A 19522-nucleotide genomic window follows, 5' to 3' on the forward strand; every position below is an offset into this window, starting at 1 on the left:
GCCCCGCTGCCAGCAGCGCAGGTAGCCAATACAGCTCGCTCCGTTCGCCAGTGTCAGCCCCAGGGCCGGCGCCGTGCCGCCGGGGGAGCCCCCGTAAGCGACAGGTGCTGCTGCGGCGGTCTCGCCACAGCTGGGATAGAAGAATTCTCGCCGTCGCCGGCGCGTCAACATCCGTCATAATCCCGCGCATCGTCAAAGCTGGCTGGTGACAAGCGGTAGCGTCTCTTGGCCCGGCCCTACGCCTGACCGGGCCACTTTCCGGCCTACGCGGTCGACGAACGGCACGGCATTAGGCGATCGCCCGACCCGGGACCGGCGTCTACTAGCCTGCGGCGCGGGCCAAATCGATGGCGTACTGATTCACGAAGGTGCCCGCGGGCGGATCACCCTTGTCGCATGTTCCGTCGGATTCACCGGGGCGTTTGATCCACAGGTAGGCGTCGGCGTGCGCGCCCGCGGTAGCGGTGGTAGGCGGCGTGCCCAACCCTCGGCCGCTGGGGTTGCACCAGTTGAGCCCGGAGTCGGGTGCAGGTCCGGCGCCGTTGCGCGACGTGTCGATCACGTAGTGGGAACCGTTCGTGAGCCCCGAAATCGCCTCTCCGTAGCCGATTTCGTCCCCGGTGGTCCAGAAGTTCGCGGTGTTGAGGCTGAAACCCCGGGCACGGGCGACGTCGACCTTGTTGAGCCTGGCGGCCATGTCCTCGGCGCTATGCCAGCGCAAGTGACCACCGTCGACGTACACGGCGGTGCCCGGACTCCGCGTCAGCGTGTCGACGGCGTAGCGAATCAAGTCGTAGCGTTCCTGGCGCTGGTCGGCCGACAGGCAGTCGGCCATGGCGAGTGCATCGGGTTCCAGGATGATCGCCGTCCGCGAAGCGCCCACCCCGGATGCGATGCCGTCGATCCACCCGCGGTAGTCGTCGGCCGTCGCCATGCCACCCGCAGCGAAGCTGCCACAGTCGCGGTGCGGGATTCCATAAATCGCCAGAACCGGGATGGCGCCGGCAGCCTGCGCGTCGCCGGTGTACTTCGCGACCGTCGCTGCCGAGGAGCCCGGGACGATCCAGTACGCCTGCGGCGTGTTGGCGATGGCGGTCAACTCGGGACTCGGCGGATCGGCATGCTGCGCGGCCCGCATGGCCGCCGAGTTTGGATTGGCGTAGAAGGGCATGCCGGCCAGCGGGTTGGCGTCATCGGCCAAGCGCACCGTCGGGGCGGGACCGACCTGCACGGGGTTGGCGAGATAACTCGCGCCGGCAACGGCCGTAACCGTTAGGAAGGGGGCGATCCACCGCGCGACTGCACCAGCAGCTGAGAACGTCACCCCAGGAAAATTAGTGCTCCAGAACATCGAGCGCCAATCGCCGACGGCAGGTATGGCGCACTCGGCACTTTGGACGACGTGGGCGGTGTTAGCGTCGTCGGTGTGAGTATCAAAGACATCGCCTTAACCACCCTCGACGGCACGCCGACTACGCTAGCCGAATTGTCTGACGGCGCAACGCTGGTCGTGAACGTAGCCTCCAAGTGTGGGCTGACTCCGCAGTACACCGCGTTGGAGAAGCTCGCCACGGACTACGGTGACCGTGGACTGACGGTCGTCGGCGTTCCGTGCAACCAGTTCATGGGCCAGGAACCGGGCACCGCCGACGAGATCCAGGAGTTCTGCTCGACGACTTACGGGGTGACGTTTCCGTTGCTGGCGAAGGCCGACGTCAACGGCGACGACCGCCACCCGCTGTATGCCGAGCTGACCAAGGCCGTCGATTCCGACGGCGCAGCAGGCGACATTCAATGGAACTTCGAGAAGTTTTTGGTCGCTCCCGATGGCGAAGTGGTCAATCGGTTTCGTCCGAGGACGGAACCGGACGCGCCCGAGGTGGTCGGGGCCATCGAGGCCGTGCTGCCCCGATAGGAGGTGTAGATCAACCGTCTGGGCGGCGTCGGCGGGTCTGCACCATGAAGCAAGGCTTGCGCAAGCCTGGATCGTGGCCGGCGGCGGGCTAGATTACCCGTATGCGCGTCGTTCGCCTGTTCGGTGCAGTCCTGGCGGTCCTTACGGCGGGGTTGCTGCTGGCAGCTCCCGCCGGCGCGCAACCGCCGTCCAAGCTCACCGATCACATCACCGACAGCACCGGGGTATTGACGGATCCCGGTCGGGCGGCCGTCAGCTCGGCGATCGACCGGCTTTACCGCGATCGGCACATCCAACTCTGGGTGGTCTACGTCGACAACTTCTCCAGGTTCAAGCCCGACAACTGGGCCGACCGAACCCGCAGCGCCAGCGGGATGGGCGGTCACGACGCGCTGCTGGCCGTGGCCACGAACACGAAGCTGTACGCGTTCACCGCGCCGCCGACGGCGCAGGGCGTCACGGCAGACGAGCTAAACAGCCTGCGCAGCAAGCAAATCGAACCGGCGGTGAACGCTAAAGATTGGAGCGGTGCGGCGGTCGCTGCGGCTGACGGACTGAACAAATCGGCAAGCTCGTCAAAGCGGATCTGGCCGCTAATCGCGATTGGCGTGGTGGTAGTCGTCGTGGTCGTAGTCGTGGTGGTTCTCGTGTTTTATCTCGTGCGCCGCCGCCGCCGGCGCGCCGCGCGCCGGGTCGACCCAAGCGGCGGGCAGGTGAACATCGAAGGGCGCGATCATTCGCTGGGGCAGGCGTTGTCCACCGCTGACTCCAGATTGCGCCAGATTTCTGACTACGTCGCCAGGCATCGCGAGAGCGTCGGCGCCGAGGCGCAGACCCGGTTCGAAGAGGCGAAGCGGTATTTGGCGGCGGCGCATGGCACGGAAACAACGAACGACGCCGAAGCGATTGCCTATGCCAACAGGGCATCGACCCTGGCCGCTCAGGCGCAGACGCTGGCAAACACCGACGTGCTGGCAGGACACCGTCCGCGACGACGTCGTGGCACCGCATCTACGCGATGATGGGTAGGGTAGCCATGGATCAGCGTGCTGACATTAGAATCAGGTAAGTCGGCCACCCGGAGGGAACCTCAAGTCAGGTTGGCTCGTTACCCCTTCGAGCGACTGGCCTCGCCCGCCGATTGGGCATATGCCGATGGCATCTCAACGCTGAGGTCCTGACACCGAAGAACCCGAAGGGGACGACACCATCGCGATTACTGACGTTCCAGCCTTCGCCCACTTGACTGACTCCGACATCGCCAGTTTGGCGGTGGAGCTCGACGCGATCCGGCAGGACGTTGAGGATTCTCTCGGGGCGCGCGACGCCCGCTACATTCGCCGCACCATCGCGGCACAACGTGCTCTGGATCTTGCCGGACGGCTCATGCTGGCCGGCAGCTCGAAGCGCTGGGCATGGTGTGCGGGAACCGCGACCTTAGCTGGGGCCAAGATCATCGAGAACATGGAGATCGGCCACAACGTCATGCACGGTCAGTGGAACTGGATGAACGATCCGGAAATTCACTCCACGACGTGGGAGTGGGACATGACCGCGGCGTCGAAACACTGGATTTCCGCCCACAACTTTCAGCATCACAAGTACACCAACATCCTCGGTATGGACGAAGATGTGGGCTACTACGTCCTGCGCGTCACTCGCGACCAGCCCTGGCAGCTCTTCAACATCGGCAACGTGCTGTTCAATGCCATCCTCGCGCTTGGGTTCGAGTGGGGGATTGGCACCCAGACGGTCGATTTCGAAAAGATCTTGAAGGCCGGCCCGGAGCGCGACTCCACCCTTCAGCTGGCACGTGAGTTCTCAGTCAAGGCCGGCAGGCAGGTGTTCAAGGACTACGTCGCGTTCCCCGCGCTGACTTCGCTGTCACCGGCTGCCACCTACAAATCGACGCTGAAGGCCAACGCGGTGGCCAACGTGATCCGCAATATCTGGGCCAACGCGGTGATCTTCTGTGGGCATTTCCCCGATGGCGCAGAAAAATTCACGAAGACCGACATGGTCGGTGAGACGAAGGGCGAGTGGTACCTGCGCCAGATGCTGGGCAGCGCCAACTTCGAGGCCGGCCCCGTTCTGCGGTTCATGAGCGGCAATCTGTGCCATCAGATCGAGCATCATCTGTTTCCCGATATGCCGAGCAACCGGCTACACGAGGCCTCGGCGCGGGTGCGCGCGTTGTGCGACAAATACGACTTGCCGTACACGACAGGCTCTTTCCTCATGCAGTACGGCAAGACCTGGCGCACGATAGCCAAGCTGTCGCTGCCCAACAAGTACCTGCGCGACACCGCCGACGACGCGCCGGAAACCCGCAGCGAGCAGATGTTCGCTCAACTCGAGCCCGGTTTCGCCGCAGCGGACCGAGTGACAGGGCGCCGCCGCGGGCTCAAGACGGCGATCGCAGCGGTGCACCAATGGCGTGGTGCGAAGCCACGTCGACGCCCGGCTCAGATCCTCAAATAGCCCGTCGACGTAAGAGTCCGTCGACGTAAGCGAAGACGGGAGCCGCTCAGGCCTCGGTGCGCCCCAACGTCCGGGCGTCCACCCAAGCGCTCGCCGCCGTCTGCCAATACCGCTTCCAGCGCGTCGGCGTTCCGCGCGTGTTCAGGATCGCTGATGGGGCCAATCGATCAGTCGGAGGGACGCGCCCGCCGCCAGACCAAGCGGCCCTTGCGGGGTTGGCCCCCGTCGATGAGCACGGGCTTGGTCGGGCTCAATTCCAACCGTGACTCTGCGATTTGGGCTGCGCGGTATTGTGTTCCACCAATCCAATTGGGCAGCAGGCTGACATCCACGTGATGGGCCAGGATGCCGTCGGTCACGCTGTACGGGCCCGTGTAGGCCAGGTACCCGCTGGCGGCGGCCGCGAGTTCGTCTTTGTCAGCCGCGGCGAGGTCGCCCACCTGAAACTCTGGCCGGTCGACGCGCATGATTTGTGCGGACATGTAACCATCGGCGGTGTACATGATGATTCCTCGCGCGTCAACGCCCAGGGGATAGCGCACGTCGGATCCGTCAAGTGCGGAGCTTTGATAGGACTCCAAAGTCCATGCGCCGATGATGTATTCGCGCAGCTCGGTTGCGGTAAGCGTGGTCATGGTTTGGGATGCCTTTCGCGGTGCGGTGTGGGTTCAGCGTGCGGTGGCAGCGGCTGATTCCGCGCTGGCCGTCAGCGCGTCGATAGCGGTGTCGAACGGTGCGGGGCTGCGCAGGACGCGGCACATGATCAGGGCGCCCTCCATGCTGGTGGCGATGTTGGTCGCCAACGTCGTGGAACGTTGGCGGGGAATGCCTTTTTCTTCAAGGCGAGCGGCCAAGGTGGCGATGAGGTCTTCGAAGCCGCGTCGGGTCACGTCACTCAGCGGTGCGGAGGCCGGCGTCGATTCGATGACGATCGGTGCGACCGCACACCCCTCTCGATAGCCGCTGGAGACGATCTGGTCGCGGAAGCGACCCAGAAATGCGGCGATGAAATCAGGCGCCGTTTCGGTGGCGCCGGCGACGCGGTTGATGTGGGCCATGACGTCGGCGGCGTGGGCCAGGGCAACCTCGGTAGCCAGTTCCTCTTTGCCGCCGGGGAAGTGGAAATACATCGAACCGCGTGGCGCGGCGCTCTCGGCGATCACGTCGGACAGGGCGGTGCCCATGTAGCCGTGCTCGCGAAACAGCCGACGCGCCGCGGCGATCATTCGGTCGCGGCTGTCGCTTCGTTGAACCATGATGCTCATCATACTTAAAACCTATGCTGGCATTCCAATCATCATCGTGATAGACAGTACTAATAAGTATGACGAACGACATAGTTGGGAGATCGGCGGATGAGCTCGACGGTCGATATGCCTGGTGGGGCACCCGCGCGTCTGGTTGTTCCCGACCCGGATACCCCACCTGTGGGGCAGGAGATGGACGGCCAGGTGGCGGTGCTGACGATGCAGCAGCCTCCCCACAACTTCATCGGAACGGCGCTGGTGGCCGGTTTACTCGAGGGTTTGCAGTGGGCCGAGGATTCCGGCGCGCGAGCGGTGCTGCTGCGCAGCGGTTTGCGCAACTTCTGTGCCGGCGCGGACATCTCGCTTTTTGAGAGCGTCGAACAAGGTGTTGCCCCGGATAGCTTCGACGCGGTGCAGGTGCTACGCGCCTTTGATGCGGTGCCGGTACCGATCGTGGCCGCAATCCATGGGGTGACGGTCGGCGGCGGGCTCGAGATCGCGCTGGCGTGCGATCTGATCGTCGCCAGTGAGTCGGCCAAAATCGGTTGTGTCGAAGCCACTCTCGGGCTCAACCCGTTGATGGGCGCCATCCAGCGGATCACCGAACGCGCCGGCGCGGCACGGGCCAAGGAGATGGCTATGCTGGCCCGCCGTTATGACGCCCGGACCCTGGAGCGCTGGAACATTGTCAACCGTGTGGTTCCCGACGATAAGCTCGACGATGTCAGTTTGACCATCGCCCGCGAACTCGCCAACGGCCCCACGCTCGCACACGCCTCCACCAAGGCGATCGTGTCCTACGCCGCCGCTCACGGGGTGTCTGCGACCGACGAAGCCATGGCCGAGTTACAGGCCGAATACTGGAAATCCGAGGATTTGAAGCGCGGGTTGGAATCGTTGGCCACCGAAGGTCCCGGGGCCGCACGATTCGTGGGGCGCTGACGATGGCCTTACCACTGGAAGGTGTCCGCGTCGTCGACTTCACGCGGGTGCTGGCCGGACCGCACTGCACCAAGCATCTGCTCGACCTTGGCGCCGATGTGATCAAGATCGAACCGCCCGCCGGAGACATCAGCCGCGTGGCCCACCCCCGGGTGGGCGAGATCAGCGGGTACTACGCGCAACAGAACGCCGGAAAGCGGAACCTCAGCATCGATTTGCATTATCCCGCCGCTCGTGAGGTGGTGGCGCAACTGTGCGATACGGCTGACGTGATCGTCGAGAATTTCCGTCCCGGCGCCCTGGCCGCGTTCGGCCTGGATTATCAATCGGTGGCCGCGCGCAATCCCGCCGTGGTCTACGTCTCCATCAGCGGTTACGGTCAGACGGGTCCGTGGCGCACCCGGATGGCTTACGCACCCACGGTGCAGGCTGAGGTGGGCTTCACCCAGAACACGTTGCGGCAGTTTGATGTTGACGGCGATGCCCGACGCTCCGATTCGCTGTCACACGGCGACGTGTACGCCGGATTGCACGGGACGATCGCGGCGCTGGCCGCACTGCAGCGGCGAAGGGTTACCGGCGAAGGCCAATACGTCGACGTCGCGATGGCCGCAGTGCTCAACTCGATCAACGAGCGCGTGCACTACGACCTGTCGGGCATTGACCTCGGCCTTGAGCCCCCGATTCTGGGCGCGACCGACTGTCCGTTCTTCACCAGCCCCGAGGGGCATCAGTTCGTCGCACCGATCAGCATCGTCGGCACCATGACCTTCCCCTTCTACCTGCACGCCATGCGTCGTCCCGATCTCGCCGACGACCCGCGATTCGTCACCGTCGAATTGCGTAGGCAAAACATCGCCGTCCTGCACGGCATCATCCAGGACTGGATCTATACGTTCGACTCCATGGAATCCCTTGACGCGCAGTTCGATGAGGCCAAGGTCGCCACCGGCCAACTGCGGGACGTCGCTGAATTCAACGACACCGACTGGGCCAAGAGCTGGGTTACCACCCGTGAGGTTTCGGACCGAAACGGGGGAGTCATCACGATCCCGGCGCCGCCGTGGCATTTCAGCGGCCATGACGGAACCCTGAGCGACCAAATACCTGCTCTCCGAGGAGAACACAACGAAGAAATCCTCAAAGAGCTTGGCTGCACCAACAGCCAGATCCAAGACCTCAAAGACAGCGGCGCTCTGGTCAGGACGAGTTAGTCCAGCGCTGCGCCGTTCTCGAGCGGCGGCTGCGGCCGATCGAGCTCGTCGAACCTTGCGAGCGCGGCGTCAAGGCCGTCCTCGTCGAATAGCTCGCAGCGGTCGATCTTGTCGCCGTCAAACGTCACAAGAGCGACCGTTCGCCACTCGGCGTCAAAACCCAATTCTGAGGTCCCTTCCACCAAGTGAGTGACGACTGCCCCGGCCTTGCTCAACCGATGCACGGCCTCGATGCGGATGGCAGATTGCGGCGTGGCATCCCATGTCACAAGGAGGTATGCGCCCAGATCACCGGTCGCGATAGGTGCGAGTCGCCGGTGATCGATGTTCACCCAGTCTGAGGTGGTCTTTGGCAGTTGGCGTTTGTTAAGCGCTTCATACGCGTGCGTGACGAGCGTCCACATGTGCGAATGGGCGGCGGCTTCGCCGGCGAGGTACCGAGCATCAAGCTCCATGAAGGCCGCGTCGATATCGTCGACGTCGAACACGACGACTGCCGCGGTCTGGCCGTCGGCATTGGTCTCGATGAGATGAAAGACGTCAACTCGGAAAGTCCCGGGTCGCTCGCTGCGCTCCGAAAAGTGGACACGCGCGAGGCCGAGGCGGTCGCCGCGGGTTGCTATGACGGTCGACGCCGCGTCGGTGAACCCGGCATCCACGCTGGCTCGCAAATCTTCGATCGCGGCATTCCGACCGTGTCGTGTTCCGGCATTGATACCGCGCCGGCGATCGTCGACGGAGATGTCGGCGGCCAGCGTCGCTGCCATGGAGTCCCAGTCGCGTGTCGCGAAGTGCACCATGAAACCCTCGGTCGCAAGCGTTACAGCGCTTTCCAGCCGTCGCGCCTGGGGGTGCAGCTCCTCGAAACGGGCGAGCGCGGCGTCGAGGTCTGCCTCGTCGAAGATTTCGCAGCGGCTGATCAGGTCACCTTCGACCGTGAAAATGTTGACCATCCACCACTCGGCGTCGAAGCCGTCCGGTGAGGTGCCATGACCTATGTGCGTGACAACGGCTCCGAGTTCACTCAGCCGATGCACAGTCGCTATGTAGACGCTAAGGTCCGGCGCGACGTCCCACACACTACGCGTAGCTGCGGCGAGATCAACCGCCTCGTTCGTTACGAGCCGTCGATGATCGAGGCTCACCGAATCCGGTGTCATCGGTGGAAATTCGTGCCGATTGAACCCGGCGTAGGTGCAAGCAATCACCGACCACGAGCGCGCGTGGGCGGCCGCCTCTCCGGCGAGGTACCTGGCGTCGAGTTCCGCGATCGCGGAGTCGAAGTCGTCGAGGTCGAACGAGACGTTCGCCAGGTACCGCCCATCGGCGCTGATCTCCGCGACGTCCAGTACGTCCGAGAGGAATGCCTCGGACCCTTGATCGCGGCCCGAAAAACTGGTGCGCGTGAGGACGAGGCGCTCCCCGCGCGTCGCGATGACGGTCATTTTGACGTTCGTGATCCAGAGGTCGGCGATAGCGCGTAAGTCCGCAATTTGGGCATCTCGACCGTGTCGGACGCCTGCTCCCACTACCCCACGACGATCGTCACTGGAATAGTCGTCGGCCAGTAGCTCCGCCATGGCCTCCCAGTCGCGTGCCGCGAAGCGCGTTAGGAACCGCTCACCCACTTGGCTTGCCGCGTTTTCCAGCCGCGGGCCCTGCGGTTGCAGTTCCCCAAATCGGGCGAGCGCGGCGTCGAGGTCTGCCTCGTCGAAGATTTCGCAGCGGTTGATCCGGTCGCCTTCGAGAGTTAAAAGAAGGATCATCGGCCACTCGACATCCAAGCCTTCTGGCGAGGTCCCAGACGCCGCATAGCTGGAGACCGCTCCGAAACTGCTGAGCCGATGCACCGCCTCGATCCGCATGCTGAGGTCGGGCGTGACTTCCCAGATGTCACGCATGGCCGCTTGGCCTTCGCGCGCGTCGATTACGGCGAGCTGCCTGTGGTCGACGGTGACCCAGTTCGCCGCCGGGAGTTGATGCCGGTTGAACGCGGCGCATTCCCGTGCGATAACCGACCACGTCTGCGCGTGGGGAGCCGCCTCGCCGGCAAGGTACCGTGCGTCGAGCTCTTCAAACGCGGCGTCGAGGTCGTTCGGGTCGAAGCCGACGTCCGCCACAATCCGGTTGTCAGCGTCGATTTCGACGATGGACAGAACCTCGGCAGTGATTTCATCGGGCCCCACCACGCGGTTCGAGGAGCGGATATGAGAAAGGGCGAGCCGAGCTCCGCGGGTCGCAATGACGGTCGGAGTCAGGTTCTGTGGGTCAACAATTTCGGCGATGACTCGCATGTCCGCGATGTGGGCTTCCCGACCGTGCCGTACGCCGCCGTTCACAACACGACGGCGATCTTCACTGCAAATGTTGTCGGCCGTCAGCTCGGCCATCGCGTCCCAGTCGCGAGCCGCAAAATGCGTCCAAAAGCGTTCGTTCATAAGGCTTGCGGTGTTTTCCAGTCGCGAGGCCTGCGGGTGCAGTTCCCGCGCCTCGCCGTGCAGCTCCTCAAACCTAGCCAGCGCGGCGTCGAGGTCTGTCTCGTCGAAGATTTCGCAGCGACTGATCACATCGCCGTCGATCACAAAGAGGTCGATCGCCAGCCACTCGGCGTCGAATCCCTCTTGCGAAGTCCCATGGCCTCTATGGGTGATGACAGCTCCGAAAGTGTTGAGCCGATGCACCTCCTCGATGTCGATGTTCAGGTCTGGTGTGAGGTCCCAAATGGTGCGGATAGACGGGGTCATGTTGCTGCGTTCGAACGGCGTCCCTCGCCGGTGATCGATAGTGACCCAGTCCGCCGCAGGGACTTCGTGTCGATTGAACGCGGCGAAGGACGACGCGATCACTGACCACGTTCGTGAGTAAGCGGCCGCTTGGCCCACGAGATATCGGGCCTCAAGCTCGGCGAAAGCGGCTTTGACTTCGTCCGGCTCGATCACGACGATCCTCGCAATTCGGTTGTCGTCGTTGATCTCGAGGATGGCGAGTGCCTCGGCGTAGAACGCCTCATGTGGCTGGTCTTGACCGGTGAAGACCAAACTCAAGAGCGCGAGATCCTTTCCGCGGGTCGCCATTACAGTCGACGTCACATGACTGAGCCAGATGTCGCCGGTGGCTCGCCAGTTCGCCATCTCGACGTCTCGACCGCGTCGGATGCCGTCGTTTACGACCCGGCGGCGGTCGTATGTGCAGATGTCGGCGGCGAGTAGTCCCTCCATGGCGTCCCAATCGCGAACGGCAAAATTCGACAAGAAGCGCTCGGCCACTTGGCTTGCAACGTTTTCGAGTCGGGGTGTTTGCGAGTGCAGCTCCTCGAATCGGGCGAGCGCCGCGTCGAGGTCTGCCTCGTCGAATATCTCGCAGCGGCTGAGCATGTCACCGTCGACCGTTCCGACGGTGATCACTCGCCACTCGGCGTCGGTGCCCTCTTGCGAGGTCTCATGGGACACGTTGGTGACTACCGCTCCGAGATCATTCAGCCGATGCACAGTCTCGATGGCGTGGCTGAGGTCAGTCGTGAAGTTCCACGCGGCATCGAGTAACGCGGGCATTTCACCGGAAGCAAACGATGTTCCTCGGCGGTGGTCGATGTTCACCCAATCTGGTGTCGTCGGAGGGAGTTCGCGCCGATTGAGCGCGGCGTAGGCCCGCGTGATGACCGACCACGTGCGTGCGTGGACCGCCGCCTCCCCGGCCAAGTACCGGGCATCGAGCTCGTCGAAGGCTGCGTCGATGTCGTCGGGGTCGAAGATGACGTGCGCCACGATCCGATTGTCGGCGTTGCTCTCCAGAACACCGAGTATGTCCGTGTGGAATGCCCCGGGCTCTTGATCTGTCCCCGAGTAACGCGCACGCGCGAGGGCAAGACGCTTGCCGCGGGTCGCAATAACGGTCGACGTGACATTCGTCATCCCGAAGTCGACGATCGCCGCGGCGTTCGCCACCACCGCGTCTCGACCGTGTAGGACTGCCGCGCCTACCACCCGACGGCGATCCTCCGTCGAAATGTCGTCGGCGAAGGTCTCCGCTAGGGCATCCCAGTCGTGGGCCGCGAAGCACGCGTTGCTCCGTTCGTACACTTGGCTTGCCGGGTTTTCCAGCCGCGGTACCGGCTGGCTTAGTTCCTCGAACCGGGCGAGTGCGGCGTCCAGATCGGCCTCGTCGAAGATTTCTAATCGGTCGATCAAGTCGCCTTCGATGGTGAGAACGCTGATCCCCCGCCACTCGGCTTCGAAACCCTCTCGCGAGGTTTCCTTCGTCACAGAGGTGACCACAGCTCCGAAGTCGTTTAGCCGATGCACCGCCGCGACGAAGTTGCTTAGATCAGGCGTTGTGATCCAGTTGGCGAGTAATGCAGACACTTGACCGGCCGGAAACGAGACCCCTCGCCGGTGGTCGATGGACACCCAATCTGGTGTCGTCGCTGGATGCTCGCGCCGATTGAGCGCGGCGTAGCTGGCTGAGATGAGCGACCACGTGCGCGCGTGGGGCGCTGCCTGCCCAGCTAAGTACCGGGCGTCGAGCTCTTCGAAGGCTGCGTCGATGTCGTCGAGGTCGAATACGACCCGTGCCAACAGCTTTCCGTCGGCGTTGATTTCGAGGACATCGAGGACATCGGTATGGAAAGCCTCAGGTCGCCTGTCGCGGCCCCAGGTCTTGGCACGCCCGAGCACGAGGCTGCCCCCACGGGTGGCGATGACGTCCGACGTCATGCTTGCAACCCCGATTTTGGTGGCTCCGGAAATCTCGGCGATCACGGCCTCCCGGCCCTGTCGCAGGCCAGAATTCACCACCTTCCGACGATCGTCGGTGCAAATGTCCTCGTCGATAATCTCGGTGATGGCGTCCCAGTCGCGGACTGCAAAATGCGCTTGCAGGCGCTCGCGCGCTTGGCTTGCCGCGTTTTCCAGCCCCCTTGTCTGCGGGCTCAATTCGTCGAATTGGGCGATTGCGGTGTCCAGGTCTGCCTCGTCGAAGACTTCGCAGTGGTTGACCACGTTGCCGTCGACGGTCACGAGAAGGACCATCCGCCACTCGGCCGCGAAGCCCTGTGTCGAGGTCGCATACGTCGCGTGCGTGACGACCGCTCCGAGGTTGCTTAGCCGGTGTACGGCTTCGATGTAGATGCTGACGTCTTGCTCCAGGTCCCACGCGGCATGGACGTACGCAGTCAGCTCGCCAGGAGCGACGGCTACCGCGCGCCGGTGGTCGATGTTGACCCAGTCCTCGGTTGTCGCAATCCCTTCGCGCCGGTTGAAAGCGCCGTAGCCGAGCGTGATAGCCGACCATGTGCGCGAGTGCGGTGCTGCCTCGCCTGCGAGGTATCGGGCATCGAGTTCGGCGATGGCGGACTCAAGGTCGTCGACGTCGAACATGAGGCAACATGTCATCTGGTTGTCGGTGTCGACCTCAACAATGCGAAGTACCTCCACATTTAGGCCCGCGGCTAGCTGATCGCTGGCGGAAAACCGCGCAAGGTCAAGGGCGATGCGGTCTCCCCGCGTCGCGATGACGGTCGAGGTTATGTCCTCGGTGCCGACATCGGCGCCGACTCGGATGTCGGCGACGTTAGCTTGCCTTCCGCGTCGGACGCCGGTTCCCACTATCCGACGGCGATCGTCAGCCAGGATGTCTTCGGCCAATATTTCGGCCAAGCCTTCCCAGTCGCGCGCCGTGAAACACCTTCGGAGACGTTCCGCCGCTTGGCTCGCCGCGTTTTCCAGCCGGCGTGGCGGCCGATGGAGCTCTTCAAATCTCGCGAGCGCGACCTCGACGTCTGCTTCGTCGAAGACCTCGGAGCGGTCGATCAGGTCGCCTTCGAACGTCAAAACGTCGATCACCCGCCATTCGGCGTCGAAGCCCTCTTGCGAGGTGCCATGCGCCGTGTGAGTGACAACCGCTCCGGAGTCGCTCAGTCGATGCACTGCCTCGATGTACATGCTGACGTTTTGAGTGGCGTCGAACGCGGCACGGAGATATTCCTTCATGCCCCCCGCCTCGATCGTTACGGATCGCCGCCGATCGATATCGACCCAATCCGGTGTCGTCGGGGGAACTTCGCGCCGGTTGAGCGCGGCGTATGCGCCTATGATCAACGACCAGGTGTGCGAGTAGACGGCCGCTTCGCGTGCGAGGTAGCGCGCGTCGAGCTCGGCGATGGCGGCGTCGAAGTCGTCGGGCTCGAACACGATGCGCGCCGCGATTCGATTGTCTGCATTGATTTCAACGACGGCGAGGACATCGATCAGAAAGGCGTCGGGCGCTTGGTTTGGGCCCGAATGGCGCGTACGCGTAAGGATGAGGCGCGCGCCGCGGGTGGCAATGACGGTCGACGTCATCGTCGTGCCCCCGAGGTCGTAACCGGCGCGTATGCTCGCGAGTTCGACATCGCGGCTGTTTTGGACACCGGCACCCACAACGCGACGGCGATCTTCACCGCAAAAGTCGTCAGCCAGGATTTCCGCTATGGCGTCCCAGTCGCCGACGTCGAACCGGTCTAAAAGGCGCTCGGCCACTTGACTTGCCGCGTTTTCCAGCCGCGGTGCCGGCCGACTGAGCCGTTCGAACTTCGCGATCGCGGCGCCGATCTCTTCCTCGTCGAAGACTTCGCAGCGGCTCATCAGGTCGCCTTCGATAGTCAGAAGAGTGACCTCTAGCCACTCGGCGTCGAAGCCGTCCGGCGACGTCCCACGCGTCGACTGGGTAACGACCGCTCCGAGGTTGCTCAGCCGATGCACTGACTCGACATAGATCATGGCTTGCGGCGCGACTTCCCATGTGGCATTGATGTACGGGATCAAGTCACCGGGCGAGAACGCCCTCCCTCGGCGGTGGTCAATATTCACCCAGTCCGGCGTCGTCGAGGGGAGCTCGCGTCTGTTGAAAGCGGCGAAAGCACGCAGGAGAGCTGACCAGGTCTGTGCGTGAGCGGCCGCTTCACCGGCGAGGTAGCGTGCGTCGAGCTCTGCGATCGCGGCGTCGAAATCTTCGAGGTCGAATGTGACGGCCGCCGCGATTCGCTCATCGGTGTCTATCTCGACGACGTTAAGGGCATCGTTTTCAATCGCCTCGGGGTCGCGTCCGGAGGCGCGAACACGTGCTAGGACGAGACGGTCGCCGCGAATCGCGATCGCGCTCAACATCGATATCGTGAAGCCAACGTCGGCGGCCGCCTGGAGATCTGTCACCACGGCGTCTCGACCGTGTTGAATCCCGGCATTCACGACCCGTCGATGATCGATGCCGGAATAGTTATCGCTCACGGTTTCCGCCAGCGCGCTCCAGTCGCGGGCCGCGAAGTGTGACCACACGTGCTCGAATACGAGTGCTGCCTTGTTTTCCAGTCGCCGCACGGGCGGGTACTCTGCCTCGAATCGGGTATACGCGGCGTCGAGCTCGGCCATAGCGGCGTCGATGTCTTCGAGGTCGAACCACACCTGCAGGGAGATCTGGCCACCTTCATCAATGCCATAAAGCAGGAGGAATTCGTCCTGCGGTGCCCCAGGGCTGACGTCGTCCGCGCCTATCACCAATCGAGCGAGCGCTAGACGCTCGCCTCGCACGGCGATAACCATTTGGGTGACCCGCATAGGGACTGTCTCCAAAACGCGCCTGTTCACATGTGGAAACTCGCCCGGTGGGACGTCGATCTGTCCAAAGCCGACAATCTTCCGGCGGCTCTCGATGAGTCCATCTGGTGCGAATAGCTGCTCGAACTGGTCCCAAGCCTCACGATTTATGGCGGCCGCCACGCGTTCGCCCGCTCGGACGCACGCGTTGTCGAATTCGACCCTTGGCACCTCGGGTGGAACCGGGGCGGGCGGTGGTTCTGCACCTAGAATGCGGCGCGCTTTCTCGGCAAGTGCCGCAGCACCTTTCCGCTCATACAGGTCCACCGCTCGCGAGGCGGCGGCCCGCGCTCCGGCGACATTACCTGCGGCTTGCAAAACCGTTGCCAACCCAAGGCATGCGTCGCCGTGGTCGACCAAAAGGTCGGTGCGTTCCGCAAGAGCAACAGCGGCCTCGGCGATCCGTCGGGCCTCGGCGTGATCGCCCGAGCGCGCCAATAGCTGCGCCCGAAGCGTGCGCCAGGCGATCGACGCCTTCAGCGCGTTGCCGGCGAGACGTTCGCTCTCCGTGCATAATTCGTCGGCCTCGGCGTCTCGACCGAGCGCGAGACATGCCCGGCCCAGCAGCGCGGCGGTCTCGGCGGTGTCTGCGTCCAGCCCCATGCGACGAAAAGCGTTGTACGCCTGACGCAGACGCGGCTCGGCCGCGGCGGGATCGTCGACGACGAGCTCGACGATGCCGGCGAACTGTTCGACCTCTTGCAGGGCGTGGCGCAGGCCGAGCTCGGTGACGGTGCGCCGGGCCGAGTCGATCATCCGCCGGGCCGCTTCGGCGCGTCCGCGGAAGGCCTCCAAGACAGCCTGGCACCGCGTGGACGTGGCTTCGACCGCGGGGGAGTCGGTCGTGATGCGCAGCAGTCGCACCACGTCAAGACACCGGCCGCCCGCGCGCGGAACGGGATTGGGTCCCCACAGCGCCGCGAGCGGAGCGCCCGCCAAAACGGCGTTCACCCGGCGGTGGTCGCGTGCGCGGCGCGCCGCGGTCAGAGCGTCGTCCAGGGCGACTTCGCAGTCGCCGATCCGCCCAAGCCGGGCAAGGCAAACAGCCCGAACGGTATGGGCCTTGGCTTCGCCCGCGGCATCGTCCAATCCGGCCAGCGTTTGGGCGGCCGCACCCAACGCGGCTTCGATCTCGTCCAATCGCTCGGGATGGATCAGCATCGACAGCTGGCCGTCGAAGCACGTCGCTCATGCCGCCAGCCGGACGGAATCGACTGTAGCCGCTTGCAATTCGGACACCGCACCCGCGGCCGAGGCCACGTCACCCGCGGCCAGCAGCGCCTCGCAGCGTGCGACCAGCAGCTCGGCGATCTGGTCGTCGCGGTCGGGCAGCTCGTCGTCGATCTCCTCCAGAGCGTGCAGTGCGTGGTCGTACAGATCGGCCGCGCCTTCGTAGGCGAGGCGCGCCATCGCCTGGTCCGCCGCGCGCCGGCAGTAGTCGACGGCCTTGGCCGCGTTTCCCGCCCAAGCACATTCGAAATAGTGGTAAGCCAATTCGGCAAGCAGCTCGTCGCCGGCGCCGGGCTCGTGCTCCAGCGTTGCGGCGATGCGCTGGTGCAGCCGCATGCGCCGCACCGACGGCAGCTCGGCAAGCAGCGACTGCCGGACGAGGGCGTGGTTGAACCGGTAGCGACCGCCGGGCTCCTCGATGACGATGCCGGCCTTGCCCGCCTCGTCGAACGCGTCCACCAGATCGTCTCCGACCACCCGCTCGACCAGTTCCAAGGCAAACCGACTGCCAACCACCGCGGCCGCGGCAAGGGCCTTGTTGGTCTCGGCTGCAAGCCGCGACAGGCGACGGCTTACCGCCTCGCGAACCCCCTGCGGCAGCGTGCTCTCGTCCCACCGCCCGCCACTTTCGTCGACGTGCCGCAGAGCCTCGATCAGGAAGAAGGGGTTGCCGCCCGTGACCGACGCCAACGCCCGGGCGAGCTCCTCGTCGTCGTAACCGGCCTCGGCGACGTAGGCGGTCACGTCGTCTTCGTCGAGGCCGCTGAGCTGAAGGCGGTTGGCGGTACCGTCCCGGTGCAGGTCGGCGAGCATCGCCGAAAGAGGGTGCGAGCGGTCGAGATCGGTGCTGCGATAGGTGCCGATGATCTGCACGCGGGCCTGTTCGCCGAAACGCAGCAGGTGCCGCAGCAGGAGCAGTGTCGGTTTCGCCGCCCAGTGCAGGTCGTCGAGAATCAGCGCGACTGGCGCGTGAGCGGACGCCACCGCCAACAGCGCAACGACGGCGTCGAAAAGCGCGTAGCGCTCGGTGTCGGGGTCGGCGCGGGTCGGTGCGGCCAGGTCGGGTAGGACATCGGCCAGCCCAGGAACGAGGGGCAGTAGCGCTTCCACGCCGCGCAGCCCCCGAAGGACACCGGCACCGAGGCACGGCACCAGCGAGCGCAACGCCTCGGCGAACGGCTGGTACGGCGCACCGAGGTCCTCGTCGCACCGGCCGTAAATCACCAGGGCGCCTTGGTCGTCATAGGCCAGCCGGGACCATTCGCCGGCCAGGCGCGTCTTGCCCACGCCCGGTTCGCCGGCGATCAGCACCGCATTCGTGCCACCGGCGAGCGCGCTCTGCCACGCCGAAAAGAGCCGCTCGAGCTCGGGCCCGCGCCCGACGAAGGGCCCGGGGCCGGTCAGCACCGCGGGCAGGCTCGGGCGGTTTACGGGCGCATCGGTGGGGACTGGTTGAGGACGCTCGTCGGCGGTTTCCAGTCGGAGCTCGAAGACGTGCTCGGGGCGCGCGAGGTTGCGCAGCTCGCGCATCCCCAGGTCGGCGAGCACAACGTCATCGGGCAGTGAGTCGATGACGAGTTCGGCGGTCGCGCCCGAGCACAGGATTTGACCACCCGCGGCCAGCGACCGCAGGCGCGCGGCGCGATTGACCGCCCGGCCGAAGTAGTCGCCGTCGCGCAGCTCCGCCTCGCCGGTGTGCAGTGCCACGCGGACCCGCATGGGCTCCCGCAGCGCCCACGGCTCGTGGACGATCGCGTCTTGCAGCTCGATCGCCGCGGCGGCAGCCGCGGACGGCCGCTCGAAGACCGAGAACGTGGCATCGCCCTCGCCGCGGGTCTTGATCAGCCGACCTCCGCGTGACGTGACCACCTGCTCGACGAGTTCGTCATGTCGTGCGAGCGCAACGGCCATGGCGCCGGCGTCCGCCTCCCATGCGGCCGTCGATCCCTCGATGTCGGTGAGCAGGAAGGTCACCGCTCGAGTAATTCCCGTAAGTTGCTGTATCGCTGGGACTTCCAGCGCAGCGTCCTGTGCGACGATCGCCGCCTCCCGCCGACGAAGTTCCGGCCCCGGGTCGACGCCCAGTTCATCGGCGAGCAGCGCGCGCGCTCGTTGGTAAGCACCAAGGGCCTCGCCCTGCCGGCCGGCGCGGTAGAGGGCGAGCATCAGCTGGCCCCACCGCCTTTCGCGCAGCGGCGCATCGGCCACCGCGGCCTCGAGCTCGCCGACGATCTCGGCGGCGCGGCCCGTCGCGAGCAGCGCATCGGCCCGATCCTCCACGAGCGCGGCATGGCCCTCGATCCACCTGGTCTTCTCGGACGTTCCCCGGCGGCCGTCGGGCAGTTCGGGGATTCCGCGCCACAGGGCAAGCGCCTCCTCGAAGCGGGCCACCGCTTGGCTCGTGTCGCCTGCGGCGGCGGCATCACGCCCCAGTCGAGCGGCCGACTTGTAGCGCGGGGCGTCTACCCGGGTTTCGGCCAAGGTCCAACCCGTGCCGTCGGTCAAGACAAACCCGTCGCCCAGGGTGCGGCGCAGCGAGGAGATGTGGGTCTGCAGGGCCTTGGCGGCGGTGCGGGGCGGATCCTCGCCCCAGAGCAGCTCGACGAGCGTGTCGGCCGACACGACGGAGCCGGCGTGCAGGCCGAGCATCGTGAGGATGGCGCGCGGCTTGGCGCCCGGGATAGTGACGGGCGCGCCATCCTGTCGGACCTGGACAGGTCCCAAAACCCCCAGTTCCACCGCTTGAAGCGTAGCCACATCCTTCATCGTCGGGGAGACGATTCAACACCCAGTCAAGATTGGGTAAAGCTGCCATCTGGAAAAGCGGTCCGGCCGGTCCTCGAGTGACAAGCCATTCCTTCATGA

8 protein-coding genes and 1 pseudogene are annotated in these 19522 nt (G+C 64.8%); 5 read left to right on the top strand and 4 right to left on the bottom strand.

The annotated features are described in order from the left end of the window. Positions 1-322: 322 nt before the first annotated feature. Complete coding sequence (locus A5764_RS24500; protein WP_067118567.1) at positions 323-1324, bottom strand: glycoside hydrolase family 6 protein; 1002 nt, start codon at positions 1322-1324, stop codon at positions 323-325. Between the two features lie 102 nt (positions 1325-1426). Here A5764_RS24500 and A5764_RS24505 point away from each other — a divergent pair, with 102 nt between their 5' ends. The 3 genes from A5764_RS24505 (at position 1427) to A5764_RS24515 (ending at position 4396) form a co-directional block, all read left to right on the top strand. After that, on the top strand, positions 1427-1915 hold the full coding sequence (locus tag A5764_RS24505; protein ID WP_067118922.1) for a glutathione peroxidase: 489 nt from the start codon (positions 1427-1429) through the stop codon (positions 1913-1915). 101 nt (positions 1916-2016) lie between these two features. Further along, on the top strand, positions 2017-2937 hold the full coding sequence (locus tag A5764_RS24510; RefSeq protein ID WP_067118570.1) for a YgcG family protein: 921 nt from the start codon (positions 2017-2019) through the stop codon (positions 2935-2937). A gap of 187 nt (positions 2938-3124) precedes the next feature. Next, positions 3125-4396, top strand: a complete 1272-nt coding sequence (locus tag A5764_RS24515; RefSeq protein ID WP_067118573.1) for a fatty acid desaturase — start codon at positions 3125-3127, stop codon at positions 4394-4396. A 167-nt stretch (positions 4397-4563) separates the two neighbouring features. Here the strand turns inward: A5764_RS24515 and A5764_RS24520 are convergent, their stop codons facing one another. Beyond that, a complete protein-coding gene (locus A5764_RS24520; protein WP_067118576.1) occupies positions 4564-5031 on the bottom strand; it encodes a lipocalin-like domain-containing protein in 468 nt (155 codons plus the stop codon). Between the two features lie 33 nt (positions 5032-5064). Further along, positions 5065-5652 (bottom strand): TetR/AcrR family transcriptional regulator, encoded by a 588-nt coding sequence (locus A5764_RS24525; RefSeq protein WP_067118925.1) that lies wholly within the window; start codon positions 5650-5652, stop codon positions 5065-5067. A gap of 99 nt (positions 5653-5751) precedes the next feature. Between A5764_RS24525 and A5764_RS24530 the strand changes: the two genes are divergently transcribed. Together A5764_RS24530 and A5764_RS24535 are read left to right on the top strand one after the other, a co-directional pair. Beyond that, positions 5752-6585 (top strand): enoyl-CoA hydratase/isomerase family protein, encoded by an 834-nt coding sequence (locus A5764_RS24530; protein ID WP_082951881.1) that lies wholly within the window; start codon positions 5752-5754, stop codon positions 6583-6585. A gap of 2 nt (positions 6586-6587) precedes the next feature. Further along, a complete protein-coding gene (locus tag A5764_RS24535; protein ID WP_067118581.1) occupies positions 6588-7799 on the top strand; it encodes a CaiB/BaiF CoA-transferase family protein in 1212 nt (403 codons plus the stop codon). Here A5764_RS24535 and A5764_RS24540 read toward each other — a convergent pair. Further along, positions 7796-19396: pseudogene (locus tag A5764_RS24540) on the bottom strand (BTAD domain-containing putative transcriptional regulator). The gene A5764_RS24535 and the pseudogene A5764_RS24540 overlap by 4 nt on opposite strands. Between the last annotated feature and the right edge of the window lie 126 nt (positions 19397-19522).

It is taken from the genome of Mycobacterium sp. 852002-51057_SCH5723018 (assembly GCF_001667035.1).
Classification (GTDB): Bacteria; Actinomycetota; Actinomycetes; order Mycobacteriales; family Mycobacteriaceae; genus Mycobacterium.

Excerpts from the sequence above, each read along its gene's own strand:
- A5764_RS24525 (WP_067118925.1), bottom strand. The coding sequence starts at position 5,652 with ATGGTTCAACGAAGCGACAGCCGCGACCGAATGATCGCCGCGGCGCGT.
- A5764_RS24520 (WP_067118576.1), bottom strand. The coding sequence starts at position 5,031 with ATGACCACGCTTACCGCAACCGAGCTGCGCGAATACATCATCGGCGCA.
- A5764_RS24535 (WP_067118581.1), top strand. The coding sequence starts at position 6,588 with ATGGCCTTACCACTGGAAGGTGTCCGCGTCGTCGACTTCACGCGGGTG.
- A5764_RS24530 (WP_082951881.1), top strand. The coding sequence starts at position 5,752 with ATGAGCTCGACGGTCGATATGCCTGGTGGGGCACCCGCGCGTCTGGTT.
- A5764_RS24510 (WP_067118570.1), top strand. The coding sequence starts at position 2,017 with ATGCGCGTCGTTCGCCTGTTCGGTGCAGTCCTGGCGGTCCTTACGGCG.